This window comes from Bacillus cereus group sp. MYBK79-1 (assembly GCF_051915365.1).
In the GTDB taxonomy this organism is placed as follows: Bacteria; Bacillota; Bacilli; order Bacillales; family Bacillaceae_G; genus Bacillus_A.
Genome location: NZ_JBQAEO010000023.1, coordinates 39,406 through 59,585 on the forward strand (window position 1 = coordinate 39,406; position 20,180 = coordinate 59,585).

The following is a 20,180-nucleotide window of genomic DNA, read 5'->3' on the forward strand; positions in this document are numbered from 1 at the left end:
ATTAATTGTTCCCCTTTCCAAGGTGGAATGTTTCGTATACAGTCCATGTTCCATTTTCTAATTGATATAGAAGATGGAAGCGATCAATTGGTTGTTCATAATAGAAATCTTTCATACGTAATCGACCTAATACATCAGCATGCTCTGCATCTGATAAGCCTTGTCCGATTGTTAAATGAGGTACGAAAGCGTATTCGCGTTCTTGCGTAAAGAATTCACTATGCATTTCCTCATTTAAGAAAGTAAGTTCAGGTGTTTTTTCTACTTTAAAATAAAGAACATTATTAACAGGTGCGAATGAACCAACTTTTCCAACATGAAGGGTGAAAGGGTTCGTTTTACTTGCGATTGTATGTAACTCGTTTACAATCGATTCTAGTTGATCATCTTGCGTCTCAAAGGGTGTTTTCAATGTAATATGTGGCGGAACTAATGCGTAGTGCGGATCATAACGTTTACGCAATCCGTTCGCTTTATCTTGAATCATTTTAGATGGAAAAATTACAATGCCTAATTTCATGTTCCAATTCCTCCCTTTGTAAGTCTAGTTAGATTTTGAGAAAAACAAATCTCTCTATCTATTATATCAAATTATTCTGAATACTGCTCTCTATTATTTCATTGATAGAATATGAGAGAAAGCTTTCGGTAAATCAGTTTGCCAATATTTCCACGTATGGTTACCTGCAAACTCCTCGTAATGCGTGATGAAATTTCTATCTGTCAGAAGCGTATTGAGCTCACGGTTCGGTTGTACGAAATCAGATACTTGTCCATCCGTGCGTTTTACAGCTGTTTCTTCTGTCCCAATGACATGATAAAGGTCTAGCGCCTCCGGATTTTTGAAGTCTTTTGCTAAGTTCATCACTGTTTCATCCACAAATGGTGATTGCATAACGACTTTACCGAATGTATGCGGATACATAAGTGCAGTCATGAAGGAAACTGTTCCGCCAAGAGAATCCCCAATTAACACACGACCTTTTCCCATTTGGTACGTTGGATAATTTTCATCGATATATGGTGCAAGTTCATGAGCAAGGAAACGAATATACGCAGCGTTTTTCACTTCATTTGGGAAATATTTTTCTTTACGATCGTGTACATTTTTATATGGAATACCGACAATAATTGTACGGTCAATTTCTTCAGTTTCACGAAGGCGCTCAATTACACGGTGCGCTTTACCGAGCTGAAAATAATCTCTACCATCTTGTGCAATTACAACTGTATGTTTGTGCAGTGGTGTGTAATTTACTGGTAAGTAAACGAGAAGTGTGACATCTTCTTGAAGTGATGCACTATAAAATGAAATTTCTTCAATTCTCCCTATTGTTTGATTCATGTAGATCCCCCTAAATAAAAATTTACTGTAATGATTGTAAGAGCGACGCTTGTAGTGAAAAAGAAAGAAATATTCACTAATAGGTGCTTTCATTTCTATTTTACCATAATGGTACGAAGAATCTAAAAAATTAGTATTTAAGTTATGAAAGAAAACGGATATAATGAAGTGGGATTTTTGACAGGTGAGAGGGGAGACGGAATTTGAAACAAGAAAGATCAATCGCACTACCATTAGCAATTTCCATTATAGCCATTTCATTTGCAGCAGTTTTTGTAAAGATGTCCTCAGCACCATCTTCCATATTAAGTATGTATCGATTATGGATTATCGTACTTATTATGCTGCCTATCGTTTGGAAAAAACGGGAAGAGTTTAGTAAGATTCAAATAAAAGATTGGGGATTTTTAATTGGATCTGGTTTCTTTTTAGCGCTTCATTTTCTTTTATGGTTTGAATCTTTAAAGCATACGACAGTTGCGAGTTCGACAATTATTTTAGCACTTCAACCAATCGTATCTTTAGTTGGAGGTTTTTTCTTATTTAAAGAAAGAACAACATACTCAGCCATTGCGACAATGGGAATTGCGATACTAGGCGTAATGTGTATTGGGTGGGGAGATTTAGGGCTAAGTGAACAAGCAATTTATGGAGATATATTATCCTTTTTAAGTGTAATAGCGGTTGTCGGTTATTTATTTATCGGGCAAACGACAGTCAAGAAAGTATCACACTGGATTTACAGCTTTACAGTCTTTGCATTCGCAGGTATTTTTATGGGAATTTATAATATAGTATTGCAAGTGCCTTTTACAGGTTATTCGAAGTGGGACTGGACCGTATTTCTCTTACTTGCGGTCGTACCGACAGTGTCACACGTCATTAATAATTGGTTATTAAACTACGTAAATGCAACAACAATTTCAATGAGTATTTTAGGGGAACCAGTTGGAGCATCTATACTAGCGTTCTTCTTACTCGGGGAAAGATTAAATGCTATGCAAATTATCGGTAGCATGCTCGTATTGTTTGGTGTATCTGTTTTCTTACTACAACAACAAAAACGAACAGCAAAAAATGTAGTAAACGAGCCGGCGTATACACAGGAATTATAATGTTAGGGGAGAAAAGAGAAGTTGTGATACTTCTCTTTTTGTTTTATCCCACTTTAATGGGCAGTAAGACCCCCGTCTCAAAATTCAGCGAAAGCAAAGAATTTAGGTGGGGGTCGGGCTGCCCATTAAAGTCCCATTGGTGAGGGCTAATAATCAGTGGGGGATGAGGAAAACCCCCACTGATTAAAGTTTCACTTTATAGAAATATAGGTGAGGAAGGGGGAAGGACATGGAATTTCCATCAAAAAAAGACGTATGGTTATATCCGATTTTTTTCGTTGTCATTGGAGCGTGTTTTGCTCCTCTATTTGCAGGAAAAGAGTATTTTCTTTTATTTTTTACACTTCCTTTAGCAATATTATTTATGTGGAGTTGGTTTTCGACAAAATACATCGTCGGAGAAGAAACAATTACAATTAGATCAGGTCTCGTTAAAAAACGCATATTTATACGAGATATAAAACAAATTTCAAATACGAAAAATCCAATAGCTGCTCATGCATTGTCATTTGATCGAATTGAAATTGTTTACGGCGCACATAAAACAGAAGTTATTTCTCCTAAAGATAAAGGCCAATTCATCAATCTTGTTACAAGTAAAAATTCACACATTGAAATCAAGTAAAAGAGTGGCTACGAAGCCACTCTTTTACTTTGGATTTGTCATATAAGGTTGTACATGAACCATACATAGATCACGGAACTTTCCTTCAGCAGTTGTGACAATTACGACTGCTCTTCCCGCACTTTTTCCAGTAATCGTTACCGTATCACCTTTTGGATACATTGTGATAACATCAGCATTCATATTTGTCCAAATAAGTTCTTTATTCGTCGCTTGCATTGGTAAAACGGAAGCTGATAACTCAGTGCTTTGTCCAGTTCTGACCTTTAACTTATTTTTTTCCATATGAACACCGATGACTGAAATAACAGAAGGAGCAATTGAAATGGTAGGTGGATTAGGTTGTATGTTCAAACAAGACGCAGAAGTATTTGTGATAGGTGAAAATTTTCGTGTTTGTTGTCGCTGGAAAGCTGCTAACATGTTGGAGTCCCCTTTCTGTATAAGTACTGATACTCATACTCATACTCATACTATAAAGGAGTAGTGTTATGTTAAATTTAACGAAACATAAAGAATTTGTTAAATTTGAGAAGAAGATTGTCGAACTTTGATAAAAAGAAAGCTCTGCTGTTATGATAACAGCAGAGCTTTCCCTTTATAGATTATGACTATGTTGTTTTTCGAAATTCTCAAATTGCTCTTCAACTTCTTTTGAAGGTTTCGTTAGTAAACTAACAATTATGATCACTATTAAACTAATAGCGAAACCAGGAATCATTTCATATAAGAAATCTTTTAAGAATTTGAATTGAGTCCAAATAATTACTGTAGCGGCACCAGAAATCATACCAGCAAGTGCGCCCCATTTTGTCATACGTTTCCAATATAAGCTTAATAAAATAGCAGGTCCGAATGAAGAACCAAATCCAGCCCAAGCGTATCCAACAAGAGCTAAAATCGTATCATTTTGTTTAAACGCTAATGCGCACCCAACTAATGCAATAACCAGTACAGCCATACGACCGACAAATACAAGCTCTTTATCAGAAGCAGAACGTTTAAAGAATGTACGATATAAATCTTCTGTTATAGCACTAGAAGTAACGAGTAATTGAGATGAAATTGTACTCATAATAGCTGCTAAAATAGCTGCTAATAAAAATCCAGTAATAAGTGGATGGAATAAAATTTTTCCTAGTTCAAGGAAAATTGTTTCTGGGTTAGATAATGTTAACTCTTGTTGTGAATAGTAAGCGATACCGATAAGACCAGTAAACATAGCTCCGACAACAGAGAAAATCATCCAGCTCATACCAATTCTTCGTGCGCTTTTAATTTCTTTTACAGAAGAAATCGCCATAAAGCGTACGATAATATGAGGTTGTCCAACATAACCAAGGCCCCATGCGAATAGAGAAATCATTCCTAAAGTAGAGGCACCTTTAAAAATATCTAAACGTGTTGGATCTACAGATTGAATTGTATCAAATGCAGGTCCAAGTCCGTTCGAATTCATAATTGTTACGATAGGAACAAGAATAAGAGCAATTACCATAATGATTCCTTGCACGAAGTCTGTCCAACTTACTGCTAAGAAACCACCAAATAAGGTGTAAGCTACAACAACGCCAGCAACAATGAATAATCCAAAGTGGTAGTTCATACCAAATGAATTTTCAAATAATACAGCGCCTGAAACTAATCCTGAAGCTACATAAAAAGTAAAGAAAATCATAATAACAAGTCCGGATACTAAGCGTAGCATGTGAGATTTGTCTTGAAAACGGTGTTCCAAAAATTCTGGGATAGTAATAGAGTTGTTTGCAATTTCAGAGTAGGTACGTAAGCGAGGAGCGACATAAAGCCAGTTTGCGTATGCGCCTAGTGTTAGGCCAATCGCAATCCAACTACTACTTAATCCAACGCTAAACATTGCACCGGGTAATCCCATTAAAAGCCAACCACTCATATCGGATGCTCCAGCACTTAATGCTGTTACTGCGGGGCCTAGTGTACGCCCGCCAAGCATATAATCTGTTAAGTTGGACGTTCGTTTGTAGGCGAAATAGCCAATGACTAACATCCCGAGCATGTAAATAGAGATAGAAGTTAAAGTTAACATCTGCGTACTCATGAAGTTCCCCTTCCTTTTGTCATGTCTTTTGATGCGTTATGCATATTTATAATCTATCATGATTATTCTGAAAAATCCATACAGAAATACGAATTTTCAGAAATGTAAGCGTTTTTTGACGTCATTTTACTTTTTTAATATATAATATTCATACAAAAAACCTTATTTTTAATAGAGTATTTATTATATTTACATAAAAAGAGGTTGTTTTGTCAATATAATATTGAAAGGAGAGAAAAATAAATTTTTTTAAAAAGTATTGACTTATGAAAAAAGTTAAGTCTATAATGAGTGCAACTTAAAAAAATGCAAGCGTTGATGAAGAAGAGTACACATGATGAACATGTCAGAGAGCTGATGGTTGGTGCGAATCAGTATGGGATTGATGTGGAATGGGCTTCGGAGCTTCCAAACCGAAACGAAAGAAGTAGGCTTTGGCGACATGATCTCATCGATATAAGAGACACGTATTGTTTTTGATACGGTAAAGTGCGTTACATGCGTAACGAATTAAGGTGGCACCACGGGAGTACCCGTCCTTTCTATAGGATGAGTACTCCCTTTTTGTGTACAAAAAATTAAATAAATGAAATCGTTGAAGTAAGAAGAGTACGTATATTGGAGACGTTACAGAGAGCCGGGGATAGGTGGGAGCCCGGTGCGGTGCCATATACGGAATGGGCTTACGAGAGGTATGCTGAACAATTGTTTTCAGTAGGCAACCCGGGTTCCGCCGTTACAAGGATAAGGTATATATTTTGTGCCTGAATAAAGCGGGATGCTTTTGCGTCCAACCTGAGGTGGTACCACGGTAAATTTATCGTCCTCTACATATTTTCGATATGTAGAGGACTTTTTTATTTTTCAGATTGAGGTGAAAGGCATGATGACAAAAGAGGAATTTATGAAGCAAAAAGAACAGGGAAGAACATTTTTAGTAATCGCTGAAGAAGAAGGAGATAGCATTACGCCAATTTCTTTATATAGACGTATGAAGGGAAAGAAAAAGTTTTTATTAGAAAGTTCGCAGCTTCATCAAGATAAAGGACGCTATTCATATTTAGGATGTAATCCGTATGGTGAAGTGAAAAGCGTTGGTACGGAAGTGGAACGAACGATTTACGGCCAAACAGAAAAGCTGCAAGGTAACGTACTACAAGTGTTAGAAGAAGTAATCAAGTCAGCACACGTAGACAGTCCATTTCCATTTTGCGGAGGAGCAGTTGGTTATATTGGCTATGACGTCATCCGGCAGTATGAAAACATTGGAGGAGATTTACACGATCCATTGAATATTCCAGAAGTACACCTTTTACTGTACCGGGAGTTTATCGTGTATGACCACTTACGCCAAAAATTATCCTTTGTATATGTATGTAGGAAAGATGATACAGCTTCTTATGAAGAAGTATATGAAAGATTGCAAGTATACAAAGAGGAAGTGCTAAAGGGAGAAGCAGCGGAAGTAACTCAAATAAGGTCAACATTATCATTCACTTCTTCTATAACAGAAAAAGAGTTTTGTGAGATGGTAGAAACAGCGAAAGAACATATAAGAGCCGGGGACATATTCCAAGTCGTACTGTCACAGCGTTTGCAAAGTGAATGTATTGGTGACCCTTTTGCTTTATACCGTAAACTGCGTATTGCCAATCCATCACCGTATATGTTCTATATCGATTTTCAAGATTATGTTGTACTCGGTTCTTCACCGGAAAGTTTGTTATCGGTAAGAGAGGATAAAGTGATGACGAATCCAATTGCTGGTACGAGGCCAAGAGGGAAAACGAAGCAGGAAGATGTGGAAATTGAAAAAGAACTGTTAGAAGATGAGAAAGAACGAGCGGAGCATATGATGCTTGTGGATCTTGGGCGGAATGATATTGGCAGAGTAAGTGAAATTGGATCCGTGACGATAGATAAATATATGAAAGTAGAAAAATACTCTCACGTTATGCATATTGTATCTGAAGTTTACGGAATATTGCAAAAACGAATGAGTGGATTTGATGCATTAGCGTATTGCCTACCAGCAGGAACGGTGTCAGGTGCTCCGAAAATTAGAGCGATGGAAATTATAAATGAGCTAGAGAATGAAAAAAGAAATGTATACGCGGGTGCAGTTGGATACGTTAGTTTTTCTGGAAATCTTGATATGGCGCTTGCGATTCGAACGATGGTTGTAAAAGATGAAAAAGCTTACGTTCAGGCAGGAGCAGGCATCGTTTACGATTCAGATCCAGTAGCTGAATATGAAGAAACATTAAATAAAGCGAGAGCGCTTTTGGAGGTAATGAAATGATTGTATTGATTGATAATTATGACTCATTCACATATAACTTGTATCAACTATTAGGCGAATACGAAGAAAATATTGTTGTCGTAAGAAATGATCAAATAACGATAGAACAATTAGAAGAAATGAAGCCGAAAGGAATTGTACTTTCACCAGGACCAGGAAAACCAGAGGATGCAGGCATTTGTATCGAAGTCATTCGTCACTTTTATAAGAACGTTCCCATATTAGGGATTTGCCTTGGTCATCAAGCGATTATATCAGCATTTGGAGGAGAGATTGTAAGAGCAGAACGCATTAAACACGGAAAAACATCACGTGTGAAACATAATGGAACTTCAATCTTTTCATATGTAACACAGCCATTAACGGCGATGCGCTACCATTCTCTTGTTGCAGCGCAAACGAGCTTGCCAGAGTGTTTTGACATACTAGCGACAGCGATGGACGACGGAGAAATTATGGCAGTTCGTCACAATTATTATCCGCTATTCGGATTACAGTTTCATCCGGAATCAATCGCGACAGAAGAAGGCGGAAAGTTAATACGTGCCTTTTTAGGCGAAGTGAAAGAGGAGGAAAGAGTATGAATAACTATCTTCGCAAATTAGTGGAGGGACAACATTTAACAGAAGAGGAAATGTATAAAGCAGGGCTTCTTTTATTAAATGAAAACATATTGGAAAGTGAAATTGCAGCTTTCTTAGTCTTACTGAAAGCGAAAGGTGAAATGGCAGAAGAAATATACGGCCTTGTTCGAGCTCTTCGTGAAAAGGCATTACCGTTTTCGAACCATATACAAGGAGCGATGGACAATTGCGGGACGGGTGGTGACGGTGCCCAAACGTTTAATATTAGTACAACATCAGCATTTGTACTGGCAGGAGCTGGCGTAAAGGTTGCAAAACACGGTAACCGTGCTGTATCTAGTAAAACAGGAAGCGCGGATTTATTAGAAGAACTCGGTGTAAATATTAGCAGTACACCAAACGAAATTGATTATTTATTAGAGCATGTCGGCATTGCATTTTTATTCGCACCAGCGATGCATCCAGCATTAAGACGCATTATGAAAATAAGAAAAGAATTAAATGTGCCGACGATCTTTAACTTAATTGGACCGTTAACGAATCCAATTAATCTAGAAACACAATTTGTCGGCATTTATAAACGAGATATGTTACTACCAGTTGCGCAAGTATTACAGAAACTAGGAAGAAAGCAAGCGCTTGTCGTAAACGGAAGTGGATTTTTAGATGAAGCATCATTGCAAGGAGAAAATCACGTTGTCATTTTGAAAGGTAATGAAATAGTAGAAACGAGTATTAAACCTGAGAAATACGGATTCCAAATAGTGAAAAACGAAGAGATTAGAGGCGGGAATTCAAAAGAAAATGCAAAGATTACGCTCGGAATATTAAGCGGAGAAAAGAGCGTTTACCGTGATACAGTGTTATTCAATGCAGGTCTAGCCCTTTTCGCAAATGGAAAAGCAGAAACGATTGAAGAAGGAATTACACTCGCAACGCATAGCATTGACTCTGGAAAAGCATTAGCCAAACTAAACTTATTAATTGCAGCAAGTCATGAAAAATTAGAAAGGGTGAATTAAAGTGGGGACGATTTTAGACAAAATTGTAGACCAAAAGAAAAAGGAAGTTGCGGCATTATATGAAACGTATACTCCATTAAAAGAAAGTAGAAAGAGACATTCACTTGTAGAAGCATTACAGCAGTTTACTGTCATTGCAGAAGTAAAGCGAGCATCACCATCAAAAGGAGATATTAATTTACACGTTGATGTACGAAAACAAGTGAAAACATATGAAGAATGCGGCGCAGGAGCAGTATCTGTTTTAACAGACGGTCAATTTTTTAAAGGATCGTTTCATGATTTACAAACGGCAAGAGAAGAAAGTAACATTCCGCTTTTATGCAAAGATTTTATAATCGATAAGATTCAAATTGATAGGGCGTATGAAGCTGGGGCAGATATTATTTTATTAATTGTAGCCGCGTTAACGAAAGAGAAGTTACAAGAGCTGTATAACTACGTACTAGAAAAAGGATTAGAAGCAATTGTTGAAGTTCATGATGAACAGGAATTAGAAATTGCAATTCAATTAAATCCGCACGTTATCGGTATTAACAACCGTAATTTAAAAACATTTGAAGTAGATTTAAGACAAACAGAAAAGCTTGGAAAACGACTAAATGAGGAGAAATTACTTTGGATTAGTGAAAGCGGCATTCATTCAAAAGAAGATATTATTCGCGTCAAACGAGCCGGAGCAAAAGGTGTATTAGTTGGAGAAGCGCTTATGACATCATCTTCTATTCGTACCTTTTTTGAAGATTGTAAGGTGAACGTATGAAAGTGAAAATTTGCGGCATCACTGATGTTGAAACGGCAAAACGTGCTTGCGAATACGGAGCTGATGCACTCGGATTTGTTTTTGCGGAAAGTAAGCGGAAAATCACTCCATGGCTAGCGAAAGAAATTATTCAGGAGCTTCCAGCAAACGTGTTAAAGGTCGGTGTTTTTGTAAATGAATCAGTAGAAGTGATCCAGAAAATTGCAGATGAATGCGGGTTAACGCATGTGCAACTACATGGGGATGAAGATAATCATCACATTAGAAGATTGAATATTACGTCTATAAAATCACTCGGAGTAACTTCGGAGAGTGACATGAAAGATGCTCAAACATATGAAACGGATTATATATTGTTTGATAGCCCGAAAGAAAAGTTTCACGGAGGAAATGGAAAGGCATTTTCATGGGAACTACTTGTGCATATGCCAAAAGAGTTGCGAGAGAAAACGATATTAGCTGGTGGATTAAACGAACTTAATATAGAAGAAGCGATTCGAACTGTTCAGCCATATATGGTCGATGTAAGTAGCGGGGTGGAGACAGAAGGAAAGAAAGATGTAGAGAAAATAAAACAATTCATTAAAAAAGCGAAGGAGTGTTCCAAATGAATTACGCATATCCAGATGAAAAAGGTCACTACGGTATATACGGAGGACGATACGTTCCAGAAACGTTAATGCAATCTGTATTAGAACTAGAAGAAGCATATAAAGAAGCGATGCAAGATGAAGCGTTTCAAAAGGAATTAAATCATTATTTAAAAACGTACGTTGGAAGAGAAACACCGCTTTATTTCGCTGACAATATGACGAAGTATTGCGGCGGTGCAAAGATTTATTTAAAACGTGAAGATTTGAACCATACAGGAGCTCATAAAATTAACAATACAATCGGTCAGGCACTTCTTGCAGTACGAATGGGTAAGAAAAAAGTTGTCGCTGAAACAGGAGCAGGACAACACGGAGTGGCAACCGCTACTGTATGTGCCCTACTCGGATTAGAATGCGTCATCTTTATGGGAGAAGAAGATGTGAGACGTCAAAAATTAAATGTGTTCCGAATGGAATTACTCGGAGCGAAAGTAGAAAGTGTAGCGGCAGGTAGCGGCACATTAAAAGATGCAGTGAACGAAGCGCTTCGCTACTGGGTTTCACACGTGCACGATACGCACTACATTATGGGATCAGTTCTTGGACCACATCCATTCCCGCAAATTGTTCGTGATTTTCAAAGTGTAATTGGGAAAGAAACGAAAAAACAATATGAAGCGTTAGAAGGGAAATTACCAGAAGCAGTCGTTGCTTGTATTGGTGGTGGTAGTAATGCGATGGGTATGTTTTATCCGTTCGTACACGATGAAGAAGTCGCTCTTTACGGCGTAGAAGCAGCTGGAAAAGGCATTCATACAGAAAAGCACGCAGCTACTTTAACGAAAGGAAGCGTTGGCGTTTTACACGGATCAATGATGTATCTTCTGCAAAATGAAGAAGGACAAATTCAAGAAGCTCATTCTATTTCAGCAGGGCTAGATTATCCAGGTGTTGGACCAGAACATAGCTTGCTAAAAGATATTGGCCGCGTTGCTTATCATTCCATTACAGACGAAGAGGCGTTAGAAGCATTTCAATTGTTAACGAAAAAAGAGGGGATTATTCCGGCGTTAGAAAGCTCACATGCTGTCGCATATGCTTTAAAACTAGCACCTCAAATGAAGAAAGACGAAGGGCTTGTCATTTGCTTATCTGGCCGCGGGGATAAAGATGTAGAGAGTATAAAACGTTATATGGAAGAGGTGTAAAAAATGGGAGTAGAAAAAATTAAAGCAGCGTTTGAAAATGGTAAGAAAGCATTTATTCCGTACGTAATGGGCGGAGATGGTGGCCTTGAAAAATTAAAAAAAAGAATTCGTTTTTTAGACGAAGCAGGAGCAAGCATCGTTGAAATCGGCATTCCGTTTTCAGATCCAGTCGCAGATGGTCCAACGATTCAAAGAGCAGGGAAACGAGCACTAGATAGCGGTGTAACAGTAAAAGGCATTTTTCAAGCATTAATAGAGGTAAGGAAAGAAGTGCAAATTCCGTTTGTACTCATGACATATTTAAATCCAGTACTCGCATTCGGAAAAGAACGATTCATCAAAAACTGTATAGAAGCAGGTGTAGACGGCATCATCGTTCCAGACTTACCATATGAAGAACAAAATATTATTGCTCCGTTACTTCGAGAGGCAAACATTGCGCTAATTCCGCTCGTTACCGTAACGAGCCCAATTGAGCGAATCGAAAAAATTACGAGTGAATCAGAAGGATTCGTCTACGCCGTTACAGTAGCAGGCGTAACAGGAGTACGTCAAAACTTTAAAGATGAGATTCATAGTTACTTAGAAAAAGTAAAATCACATACACATTTACCGGTAGTGGCAGGGTTCGGTATTTCAACAAAGGAACATGTAGAAGAAATGATTACAATATGTGACGGAGTTGTCGTTGGAAGTAAAGTTATTGAGCTGTTAGAAAATGAAAAAAGAGAAGAAATATGTGAATTAATACAGGCAGTAAAACAAAAAGAAGAGGCATAAGTCTCTTCTTTTTGTTTTACGTAATAAATGTTAAAATATACAGAAAATACATATATTTTAAAGGGTGAGAAAGCATGCTAAGACGTAAACTACTATATCTTCTTTTAACTGTACCACTATACGCTTGGCTCATTAGCATGACGAAAATAGAGTTGATGGCTCTATTTTTAGGATATGTATTCATCTTTTCCAACTTAAATCGCATTCAAGAGCAATCTATTTTAGAAATATGTATATTTTCGCTTAGTATAGAACTATTTAGTATCGTTTCGATTGTATTATTAAATGAATTATTTCGCTGGATCTATTCATTTGAATTAATGAAATTTGGAAATGTTGTATTGCAAGTCATATGTGCTTATATTGTGTTTGTTGTGTTAGACAAAATAATCAGGCAGCAGAACGTTTTTCAGGATAATAGAAAATGGGAGTGAAAAGGAGTCAGTTGGCTCCTTTTTTGAATCTGTTGTAAAAACAATTGAAAATTATGACATCTGTTATATAATAGTTAAAAATTGTATTTTTAATGAAAAGAGATGATAATATGGCCATATTGTTGGCACTTATCCCAATTATGATGATTTTCATTTGTTTATTTTTATTTAAACAAACGTCATTACGATCCTCTTTAATTGCTTACGTTGTGTCTGTTGGAATCGTTTTACTCTCGCCAACGTTTCAACTAGGGATAAGTGAAACTGTGCACGCAACGATTAAAGGTTCGTTAATTTGTTTTATTGTCGGGTACGTTTTGTTTTTCGGTATTTTTTTATTTCACCTCATGAACAAAATGGGGTACATCGATCAAGTAGCACGTTTTCTAGAAGAAGTGACGCACGATCGTTTATTACAAATGCTGCTGATGTGTTTTGGTATTTGTCCGCTAATTGAATCAGTAAGTGGATTCGGAATTGGCTTCATGGTTGCAGCACCTATCTTTCTTTCATTAGGCTATAAACCGTTTCAAGCTGTACTACTTTCATTTATTGGCCTACTCGCTAGTTCATGGGGGGCCATGGCAACTGGTACGATTATCGGTTCGCAGCTTATAAACATGCCGCTTACAACACTCGGTACAAATACAGCACTACTAAGCATCCCGATGTTTGCCTACTTCGTCATTCTTTCTTTACACGTTGTTGGTGGGTGGCAGGCGGTGATTGAAAAGTGGAAGGAGGGATCCGGTTTCTTTTTATTATTCTCTCTCGGAATCTATCTTTCTAACGCATACGTAAGTGTTGAACTAGCAGGTATATTAAGTTCTATCGTTACAATTACATTTGGCTTTCTTATCATTAAATTAAAAGGGAAAAATGAACAAATTCTAATGACAGAACATGCTGCGGCAACGGAAAGAGAAGTATCTATTATAAAAATTATTAGCCCTTATATATTCTTAACTGTTTGTATATTGCTTTCTCGCCTCGTACCAGCATTACATGATTTGTTCAGATCATATGCAGTCCTTGATTTAAAATCATACTCTTACAAGCTAGAAATGCTATATTCACCAGGATTTTGGCTCGGTATGACTTGTTTATTTACAATTATTTTCTTCCGCATTCCATCTCATATTATGAAACAATCACTCTCGCAAACGATAAAACAATGGATTCCGTTTGCAATTACGACAACAATGTTTATCGCCATTTCAGAACTAATGGGTGCATCTGGCATGCATTCATTACTGGCAAAAACAGCTGGTGAAACATTTGGAACGTTTTTCGTTTTTATTGCTCCGTTTATCGGAGCAATAGGTGGATTCTTAACAGGTAGTAACGCAGGATCAAATGCAATGTTTATAAAACTACAAATGCAAACTGCGCAAAACGTAGCACTCCCGTGGCAATACGTCACAACGCTTCAAAACACCGCATCATCAGTAGCGACAATCGCTTGCCCGTCACGGATTACACTAGGTGCTTACTTATGTAATATCCCTTACCGTGAAAATGAACTATTAAAGAAGACGACGTTAATGATCTTTGGTGCGGTGTTGCTTGTGGTGGTAGAGGTTATTTTTTGGTACGTATTGAGAAAGTAAAAAATCCTCCTAGCAAAGGAGGATTTTCTTTTTATATGGATAATGCCTTAAGTATGTAAAGCTTCTACTAAATGAATAGGAGATGAAATGTATGCCCCTAAAAAACTACGGTGTGTTAAAAGGTACAGTTATACAATCAAAGATTGGAAAAGGGAAAACACCTCATTATCAAGTTCATTTACAAGGCGAAGCAGAAGTAGATTATCGTATTGCAATTAACGTAAAATCGCAAAGTTATCCGTCAGAAGTTTTATATTTTGCGAGTGATAATATCAGGTCAGAGGCGATTCATATTTTACCGACATTACCATTCGGTTTTACAGAAATAAAAAACAATGAACCGAAAGTAGCGTTAGACTATGTAAGAGGTAATGTATTTGATTCGAAGCAAATGATTCCTTTACCTGCTGAAAAAGCAGGAGTTGATAATGATTTAAATGAAAAAATAGAACGTTATATAAAACGGGCGATAGAAGAAAAAGCAATTATTTACGCGTTCGGTGAAAGATGGGGACCAGAAGAAAATACACCTGATTCTTACTTTCATTTTGAACCAGGAAACGGTATACACGATATTCATATGAATCAAGGAAATGTAGAGAAATGGAAAGGTGATAATGGTATATGGCAAGACGGAGGCATACTCATTCACTTCGAAAAGGAAGAAGAATGGATTGGTATCTTTCTTGCCTTTCAATCACAGTCGTGGTGTACCGATGAGGATGGACATGCTCGCGTTCCCGTTGAGCATTGTGATTATAAGAACAATAAGTGATGAGAAGAGCTAGTTCGTAATGAACTAGCTCTTCTCATTGTAAACAACATAAATGGTATATAGTGGTGTGATTATGTATGCAATATTAAAAATCGTGATAGAGTTATTGATTTTTATTCGTATTAGAAAGTAGGTATCCATTAGCAGTACAAGGAGGTCTAGCTTTGAAGATAACGGAAGAAAATGTTGTGCAACAAATAAAAAAACGTAATGAGAAAAGCATTACGTTTATTATTCAAACATACGGCAGTTTACTCAGCGTCATCATTAAAAGATATGTACAGAGTAATCAGCAAGATTATGAAGAATGTTTAGATGATGTATTACTAGCTATCTGGTTTCATATCGACTCATTCGATCCAAGTAAAAATACGTTTAAACAATGGATAGCAGCCATTGCTAAATATCGAGCAATTGATTATCAGCGGAAAAATGCGAGAAATCGGCAACAAACTGTCTGTACGGAGATTAATGATCGTCTGTATCAAGAACAAAGAAGACAAAACGATTTCTTAGACGTACAAGAATTGCTCAGTGAACTGTCAGCAACGGAGCGGAACATTTTTGAAAAGTATTATTTAGAAGGTGTACCGTCTCGTGAAATTGCATCCCACCTTAATGTGAAAGAGTCATGGATTCATAACAAACTGTCACGTGGAAGAAAAAAGCTCAAACAGATTTTTATTTTTAAAAATGGAGTGTGAGGGCATGTCTATTTATAACGAGTTAAATGATATTCAGCTGGACATCACAGAGTTTGAAGAGATTCCCTTAACCAAATTAGAGGAAAAACATTGGGAAAAACGTGTGAAAAATAAGCTCCGGAAAAACAAACAGTCAAAAAAATGGTTCGGAGTTGCAGCAGCTTGCATGTTAATGGTCAGTATTACAGCCCCACTTGGACAATCTTCTTTAGCAAATACTCCATTTATTGCGGGATTGATTGAAAAATATCTTGATGAACAGCAAACGCGTGACTATTCTCCCTATAAAACAGCTATTGGAAAAACTGCTGAAAATAAATACGGTAAACTGACTTTAAACGAGGTAATAGTTGATGATAATAAACTACTCATCAGTTCAACATTTGAGCCAGCGAAGGGTGTGGAATTTGATTATCAAACATATTTAATCCCACAGGTACGAATAAATGGCCGTGATTTTTCTAGTATAAAGGATGCACAATCAATTGAAGTAAATGATTCTATGTATACAATCTACGGTGGTGTCGAGTTAAGTGAAATGCCACAAACTGACGAACTTCAAATCGAAATTACTTATAATACATTCAACAGGGATACTGTAATTGAGCAACCATGGATATTTGATATTGAAGTATCGCAAGCTCAGTTGATGAAAGAGAAGCAGACGTTTGATTTAAATGAAACAATTGTTTTATCCGATGGCAATAAAGTAAATGTTAAAAAAGTAGTTTCAACGCCGATTTCTACAACAATTTATTATGATGTAACGCAAAGTACAAATGAAGATATTTATTTTAAAATTGAATCAGAATCTGGAAAAACATATATATGTAAAGAGGCATTTGCATCGAATAAAGAAGGAGACATTTCTTTTAGTAGATTCGATGGAATTAATGTATCGGTAGGAAAATATTCATTTGTACCGTATTCGGGGAAAGAAAACGAAGTAATTGGGCCATCTATTCCAATTCAATAACTTATTAAATCGGATAAATAGTCATCTGAAAATAGAGGAGGGCGTTCAAAACGAACGCCCTCCTCTTATTTTATAAAACCCAAAACTAACAAGTGTAGAAATACAAGAGAACAGCAGTGCGACACTAGAAAATGCAACAAGGTACATATTATACTTCATCACTTTTCCAATGAGCTGGTTACTGTCGTACTGAAATAGTCCTGCGATTATGTTGAATAAAAATAATACGATAAACATGACGATCACACCGTCTATTGATCCTTTAATATCTGGTTTACTTAAAGCGATATGGGCAGAAATACAAATGGCGATAAATAAAAATAGCCAAAAGGAAGGATTCAATAAATTGCTTATTGTAAATAAACTTTTCAATAATACGAACGTTGACAAGAGCATATTTTGAACCATTTCTATATTAATAGAAGTAGAAGCAATTGTTTTTTCGAGAGTTGTATTAAATAAGAAATATGAATTTGGTACGAAATAGCGCATTAAAAGGATTAGTGCAGTAATACCGGAAATAATAGGACCGATTCCAATAAAGAAGTTCCCAATTCGTTGATATACACTTTTTTGATTATATTGATGTTGTACGTATCCTAAAGCACCTTGACTTGTATCCGTTGGGAAAAACTGCGTCGCTACAATTTTATGACGAAATAGTACACACATAATGGCATGTCCAAGTTCGTGAATCGGAACACCAATCCACGCCGTTAAAAGAAATCCTTTTCTTCCGAAAGCTCTCGACCAATACATGCGTGTGAGAGATTCTAAATAACCTAATAGAAATCCGATTACAATGATAACGCCAATTAAAGAAAATAATTGGATTACGCTTGTAAGGAGTATTTGAAAAATTGAGTTTACCAATTCCATTGCCTGTCATCCAATCTGTTAAAAACGTTATTTGTTCTGTTTCATAATAGCATTATTTTTCAAGGTTGCTAGCACATATATTTTTTTGAAAGAAGGATTTCAGAATCTTTTTCTTGTAGTCATGTTTTATGTACAAAGTCATATATTGAATTTGTAACACCCTATAAGGTATATGCTCAAGGAGGGAATGAGAGAATGAAATGTCCGGCGTGTCAGACGGAAAATGCAGCAGAGGCAAAGTTTTGCGGGAATTGTGGACATTCGTTGACGGGGGAAGTAGTAGCAAGTGGTGCACAGGAAGAAGATGAGCAACAAGCACGCGTAGCACCAGCAAAGGAAACTCGACCAAATGAAACGGTAGAGCAAGCGAAGCGGTTTGCAAGTGGGTATTTTCAGTTCTTTAAAAATGCTGTTAAATCACCATCGGCCGTTATGAAAAGTGGAAATATTGAAGTGCGAAATGGAATTACAAGTCTTGTACTTATTTGTTTTTTAGGAGCGTGTATTTTTTATAGAATAATGAGCACGGCGGCGAATGTTACAAGAACGTTTGCGCCAGATTTATCTACGCCTTCGTTCTTTGGAGAGTCTATAAAGGTCTTTTTATTTTTATTAATTTTAACTTTATTTGTCGGATTTATTATTTTTGTAAGTGGAAAGATGATGAAATCATCTTTTTCGTTTCTTGAAGTATTCGGTATATGGGGAACGATAGTGACGCCAGCTATTGCGATATTAGTTCTTTCTTTTCTTTTTAGCTTTTTATTAATCTTCTTTTTACCAATATTATTAGGAGTGGCTACAACTTATATGGGGATTAGTGTCATTGTAGCTATAGTAAAACTAGATAATGGTGGATTAGATCTTATTTATACGCTTCTAATAGCAAATGTTTTAAACGGAATTGCAACGTTTATTGTGTTTTGGTCTTATATTCAAACGATAATTCAAACCTTTACTCAGGGATTAACTGGCTTCTAAAGAAAAGGTGGTTGAATGGATGAATGGATGCACAAAGTGTGGGACTCAGTTTGAAGACGGTGTACAATTTTGTCAAAACTGCGGTCAGAAGAGGGAAAACCTTGTAGTAAAGAAGAAAATGAGCAGCGGTACAAAAGTTGGCATTACACTTTTAACATTACTTGCTGTAGTGATTGTTGGACTGTATTTGTATGGATTATCGTATTATAAGCAGGAGGCACAAGTAGATCGGATCATTACTATTTTACAAGAGAGGGACGGGGAGAGATTAGCCGAGATTATCACAGCAAATGATCCGTCAGTTATTGTAACTGGAGAGAGTGTAAACCCTCTATTTTCATATATAAAAGAAAATCCATCTTACGTAAATGAATTGAAAGAACAGTTGAGGATAGGTGAAAAACAAGAGAATGGAATTGAAAGAGCAGACTTTTCATTAACGAAAGACGGAAAGTATTTCTTTATCTTTGATCGGTATAAATTGAAAGCGAAGACGTATTATACGACGCTGCTTACAAATGAAAAAGGTACATCTTTAAAAATGAACGGAAAAGAAATTGATAAAACAGATGACAAAAAGTTTGAGAAGCAATATGGGCCGTTTCTTCCAGGGGCTCAAATGTTTCAAGCAGAATATAAAAATGACTATGTAAAACTATTACGTGAAGAAAAGGTTGTACTTATGAAACAAAGTCAAAATAACGTAACGATAGATTTAACGTTGCAAGGGCAATATATTACAGTTCAAACGAACGCGCCCGGTGCGACATTGTACGTGAATCAAAAGCCAGTTACAGCGCTAACTGGAGAAGAAATTACGTGGGGACCGGTAGCAACTGATGGAAGTGCGACGATTTATTTAGAACGAAATGGAGAAAATGGAAGGGAAATGACGAAGGTAGAAACGGTAACGGCACTTCCGTCTTATAATCTTCCATTCCAAAAGAAAAGTACAGAAAAAACAGTAGTTTACAACGTTACTCCGCCGCCTACAACTCGGTATGTATATAATGGTTTCATCTTCCCTGATAGTGATATTCGAAAACTAACGAGTGCAGACTTAGCGTATTTATCGAAAGAACAATTGAAAATTGCGAGAAATGAAATATATGCAAGGCATGGACATATGTTTCAAACGAAAGATATGCAATCGTACTTTTCAAAACAGTCTTGGTATAGAGAAAATCCGTATTTTACAGGAAAGCTAACGGATATTGAAACTTATAATGTTGAATTGATCAAATCAAGAGAGTAAATAACATGAAAAAGGTACAGTTTTATACTGTACCTTTTTCATCAGAGTGTTGGGAAACCCTTTAGGGTTCCCAACACTCTGATATCTTTTTTGATTTTAATGAAAGCAAACAACATGAAATAATAGAATTTAGAAAAATAGCCCTCCACTAA

Annotated in this window: 21 protein-coding genes and 2 other annotated features; of the genes, 16 read left to right on the top strand and 5 right to left on the bottom strand. The window is 36.6% G+C overall.

The features are described 5' to 3' along the window. Position 1 precedes the first annotated feature (1 nt). Together ACTFOB_RS24135 and ACTFOB_RS24140 are read right to left on the bottom strand one after the other, a co-directional pair. The gene (locus tag ACTFOB_RS24135) at positions 2 to 520 is read right to left on the bottom strand and encodes a YjcG family protein (RefSeq protein WP_016088861.1); all 519 of its coding nucleotides are present in this window, start codon (positions 518 to 520) and stop codon (positions 2 to 4) included. A gap of 93 nt (positions 521 to 613) precedes the next feature. Continuing rightward, positions 614 to 1,345 (bottom strand): alpha/beta hydrolase, encoded by a 732-nt coding sequence (locus ACTFOB_RS24140; RefSeq protein ID WP_151631283.1) that lies wholly within the window; start codon positions 1,343 to 1,345, stop codon positions 614 to 616. Positions 1,346 to 1,548: 203 nt separating this feature from the next. Here ACTFOB_RS24140 and ACTFOB_RS24145 point away from each other — a divergent pair, with 203 nt between their 5' ends. Both ACTFOB_RS24145 and ACTFOB_RS24150 read left to right on the top strand, forming a co-directional pair. After that, complete coding sequence (locus ACTFOB_RS24145) at positions 1,549 to 2,460, top strand: DMT family transporter (protein ID WP_440029519.1); 912 nt, start codon at positions 1,549 to 1,551, stop codon at positions 2,458 to 2,460. 229 nt (positions 2,461 to 2,689) lie between these two features. Beyond that, positions 2,690 to 3,085 (top strand): PH domain-containing protein, encoded by a 396-nt coding sequence (locus tag ACTFOB_RS24150; RefSeq protein WP_440029517.1) that lies wholly within the window; start codon positions 2,690 to 2,692, stop codon positions 3,083 to 3,085. A 24-nt stretch (positions 3,086 to 3,109) separates the two neighbouring features. Here ACTFOB_RS24150 and ACTFOB_RS24155 read toward each other — a convergent pair whose 3' ends face one another. Continuing rightward, positions 3,110 to 3,508: an Ig-like domain-containing protein gene (locus ACTFOB_RS24155; protein ID WP_440029515.1), complete on the bottom strand. Its 399-nt coding sequence runs from the start codon at positions 3,506 to 3,508 to the stop codon at positions 3,110 to 3,112. Between the two features lie 175 nt (positions 3,509 to 3,683). Continuing rightward, complete coding sequence (gene putP, locus ACTFOB_RS24160) at positions 3,684 to 5,162, bottom strand: sodium/proline symporter PutP (RefSeq protein ID WP_440029514.1); 1,479 nt, start codon at positions 5,160 to 5,162, stop codon at positions 3,684 to 3,686. Positions 5,163 to 5,468: 306 nt separating this feature from the next. Further along, positions 5,469 to 5,706: a binding site (T-box leader), on the top strand. 42 nt (positions 5,707 to 5,748) lie between these two features. Further along, positions 5,749 to 5,993: a binding site (T-box leader), on the top strand. A 52-nt stretch (positions 5,994 to 6,045) separates the two neighbouring features. Between putP and trpE the strand changes: the two genes are divergently transcribed. From trpE to ACTFOB_RS24220, 12 genes are all read left to right on the top strand, one after another. Then, a complete protein-coding gene (trpE, locus tag ACTFOB_RS24165; RefSeq protein ID WP_440029512.1) occupies positions 6,046 to 7,464 on the top strand; it encodes an anthranilate synthase component I in 1,419 nt (472 codons plus the stop codon). Then, a complete protein-coding gene (locus ACTFOB_RS24170) occupies positions 7,461 to 8,048 on the top strand; it encodes an anthranilate synthase component II (protein WP_440029510.1) in 588 nt (195 codons plus the stop codon). The genes trpE and ACTFOB_RS24170 overlap by 4 nt, the downstream gene beginning before the upstream one ends. Further along, positions 8,045 to 9,070, top strand: coding sequence for an anthranilate phosphoribosyltransferase (trpD, locus tag ACTFOB_RS24175; RefSeq protein WP_440029508.1), 1,026 nt, complete (start codon positions 8,045 to 8,047; stop codon positions 9,068 to 9,070). Before ACTFOB_RS24170 ends, trpD begins: the two co-directional genes overlap by 4 nt. Position 9,071: 1 nt before the next feature. Then, on the top strand, positions 9,072 to 9,833 hold the full coding sequence (gene trpC, locus ACTFOB_RS24180) for an indole-3-glycerol phosphate synthase TrpC (protein WP_440029506.1): 762 nt from the start codon (positions 9,072 to 9,074) through the stop codon (positions 9,831 to 9,833). Then, positions 9,830 to 10,444: a phosphoribosylanthranilate isomerase gene (locus ACTFOB_RS24185; RefSeq protein WP_440029504.1), complete on the top strand. Its 615-nt coding sequence runs from the start codon at positions 9,830 to 9,832 to the stop codon at positions 10,442 to 10,444. Before trpC ends, ACTFOB_RS24185 begins: the two co-directional genes overlap by 4 nt. After that, on the top strand, positions 10,441 to 11,634 hold the full coding sequence (gene trpB / locus ACTFOB_RS24190; RefSeq protein ID WP_440029502.1) for a tryptophan synthase subunit beta: 1,194 nt from the start codon (positions 10,441 to 10,443) through the stop codon (positions 11,632 to 11,634). Before ACTFOB_RS24185 ends, trpB begins: the two co-directional genes overlap by 4 nt. A gap of 3 nt (positions 11,635 to 11,637) precedes the next feature. Then, positions 11,638 to 12,414 (top strand): tryptophan synthase subunit alpha, encoded by a 777-nt coding sequence (trpA, locus tag ACTFOB_RS24195; RefSeq protein WP_440029500.1) that lies wholly within the window; start codon positions 11,638 to 11,640, stop codon positions 12,412 to 12,414. A gap of 74 nt (positions 12,415 to 12,488) precedes the next feature. Further along, positions 12,489 to 12,848 carry a DUF4029 domain-containing protein gene (locus tag ACTFOB_RS24200; RefSeq protein ID WP_440029498.1) on the top strand — a complete coding sequence of 120 codons (360 nt, stop codon included), beginning with the start codon at positions 12,489 to 12,491 and terminating at the stop codon, positions 12,846 to 12,848. A 110-nt stretch (positions 12,849 to 12,958) separates the two neighbouring features. After that, the gene (locus ACTFOB_RS24205) at positions 12,959 to 14,458 is read left to right on the top strand and encodes an L-lactate permease (protein ID WP_440029496.1); all 1,500 of its coding nucleotides are present in this window, start codon (positions 12,959 to 12,961) and stop codon (positions 14,456 to 14,458) included. Positions 14,459 to 14,549: 91 nt separating this feature from the next. Next, a complete protein-coding gene (locus ACTFOB_RS24210; protein ID WP_440029495.1) occupies positions 14,550 to 15,233 on the top strand; it encodes a DUF2278 family protein in 684 nt (227 codons plus the stop codon). A gap of 164 nt (positions 15,234 to 15,397) precedes the next feature. Beyond that, positions 15,398 to 15,937: a sigma-70 family RNA polymerase sigma factor gene (locus tag ACTFOB_RS24215; protein ID WP_440029493.1), complete on the top strand. Its 540-nt coding sequence runs from the start codon at positions 15,398 to 15,400 to the stop codon at positions 15,935 to 15,937. 4 nt (positions 15,938 to 15,941) lie between these two features. Next, positions 15,942 to 16,913 carry a DUF4179 domain-containing protein gene (locus ACTFOB_RS24220; RefSeq protein ID WP_440029491.1) on the top strand — a complete coding sequence of 324 codons (972 nt, stop codon included), beginning with the start codon at positions 15,942 to 15,944 and terminating at the stop codon, positions 16,911 to 16,913. Positions 16,914 to 16,958: 45 nt separating this feature from the next. Here ACTFOB_RS24220 and ACTFOB_RS24225 read toward each other — a convergent pair whose 3' ends face one another. Then, positions 16,959 to 17,792, bottom strand: a complete 834-nt coding sequence (locus ACTFOB_RS24225) for a hypothetical protein (RefSeq protein WP_440029490.1) — start codon at positions 17,790 to 17,792, stop codon at positions 16,959 to 16,961. Positions 17,793 to 17,987: 195 nt separating this feature from the next. Between ACTFOB_RS24225 and ACTFOB_RS24230 the strand changes: the two genes are divergently transcribed. Together ACTFOB_RS24230 and ACTFOB_RS24235 are read left to right on the top strand one after the other, a co-directional pair. Further along, positions 17,988 to 18,773 carry a zinc ribbon domain-containing protein gene (locus ACTFOB_RS24230; protein ID WP_440029488.1) on the top strand — a complete coding sequence of 262 codons (786 nt, stop codon included), beginning with the start codon at positions 17,988 to 17,990 and terminating at the stop codon, positions 18,771 to 18,773. Positions 18,774 to 18,792: 19 nt separating this feature from the next. Continuing rightward, positions 18,793 to 20,028, top strand: coding sequence for a TcaA 3rd/4th domain-containing protein (locus ACTFOB_RS24235; protein ID WP_440029486.1), 1,236 nt, complete (start codon positions 18,793 to 18,795; stop codon positions 20,026 to 20,028). Positions 20,029 to 20,180 lie beyond the last annotated feature (152 nt).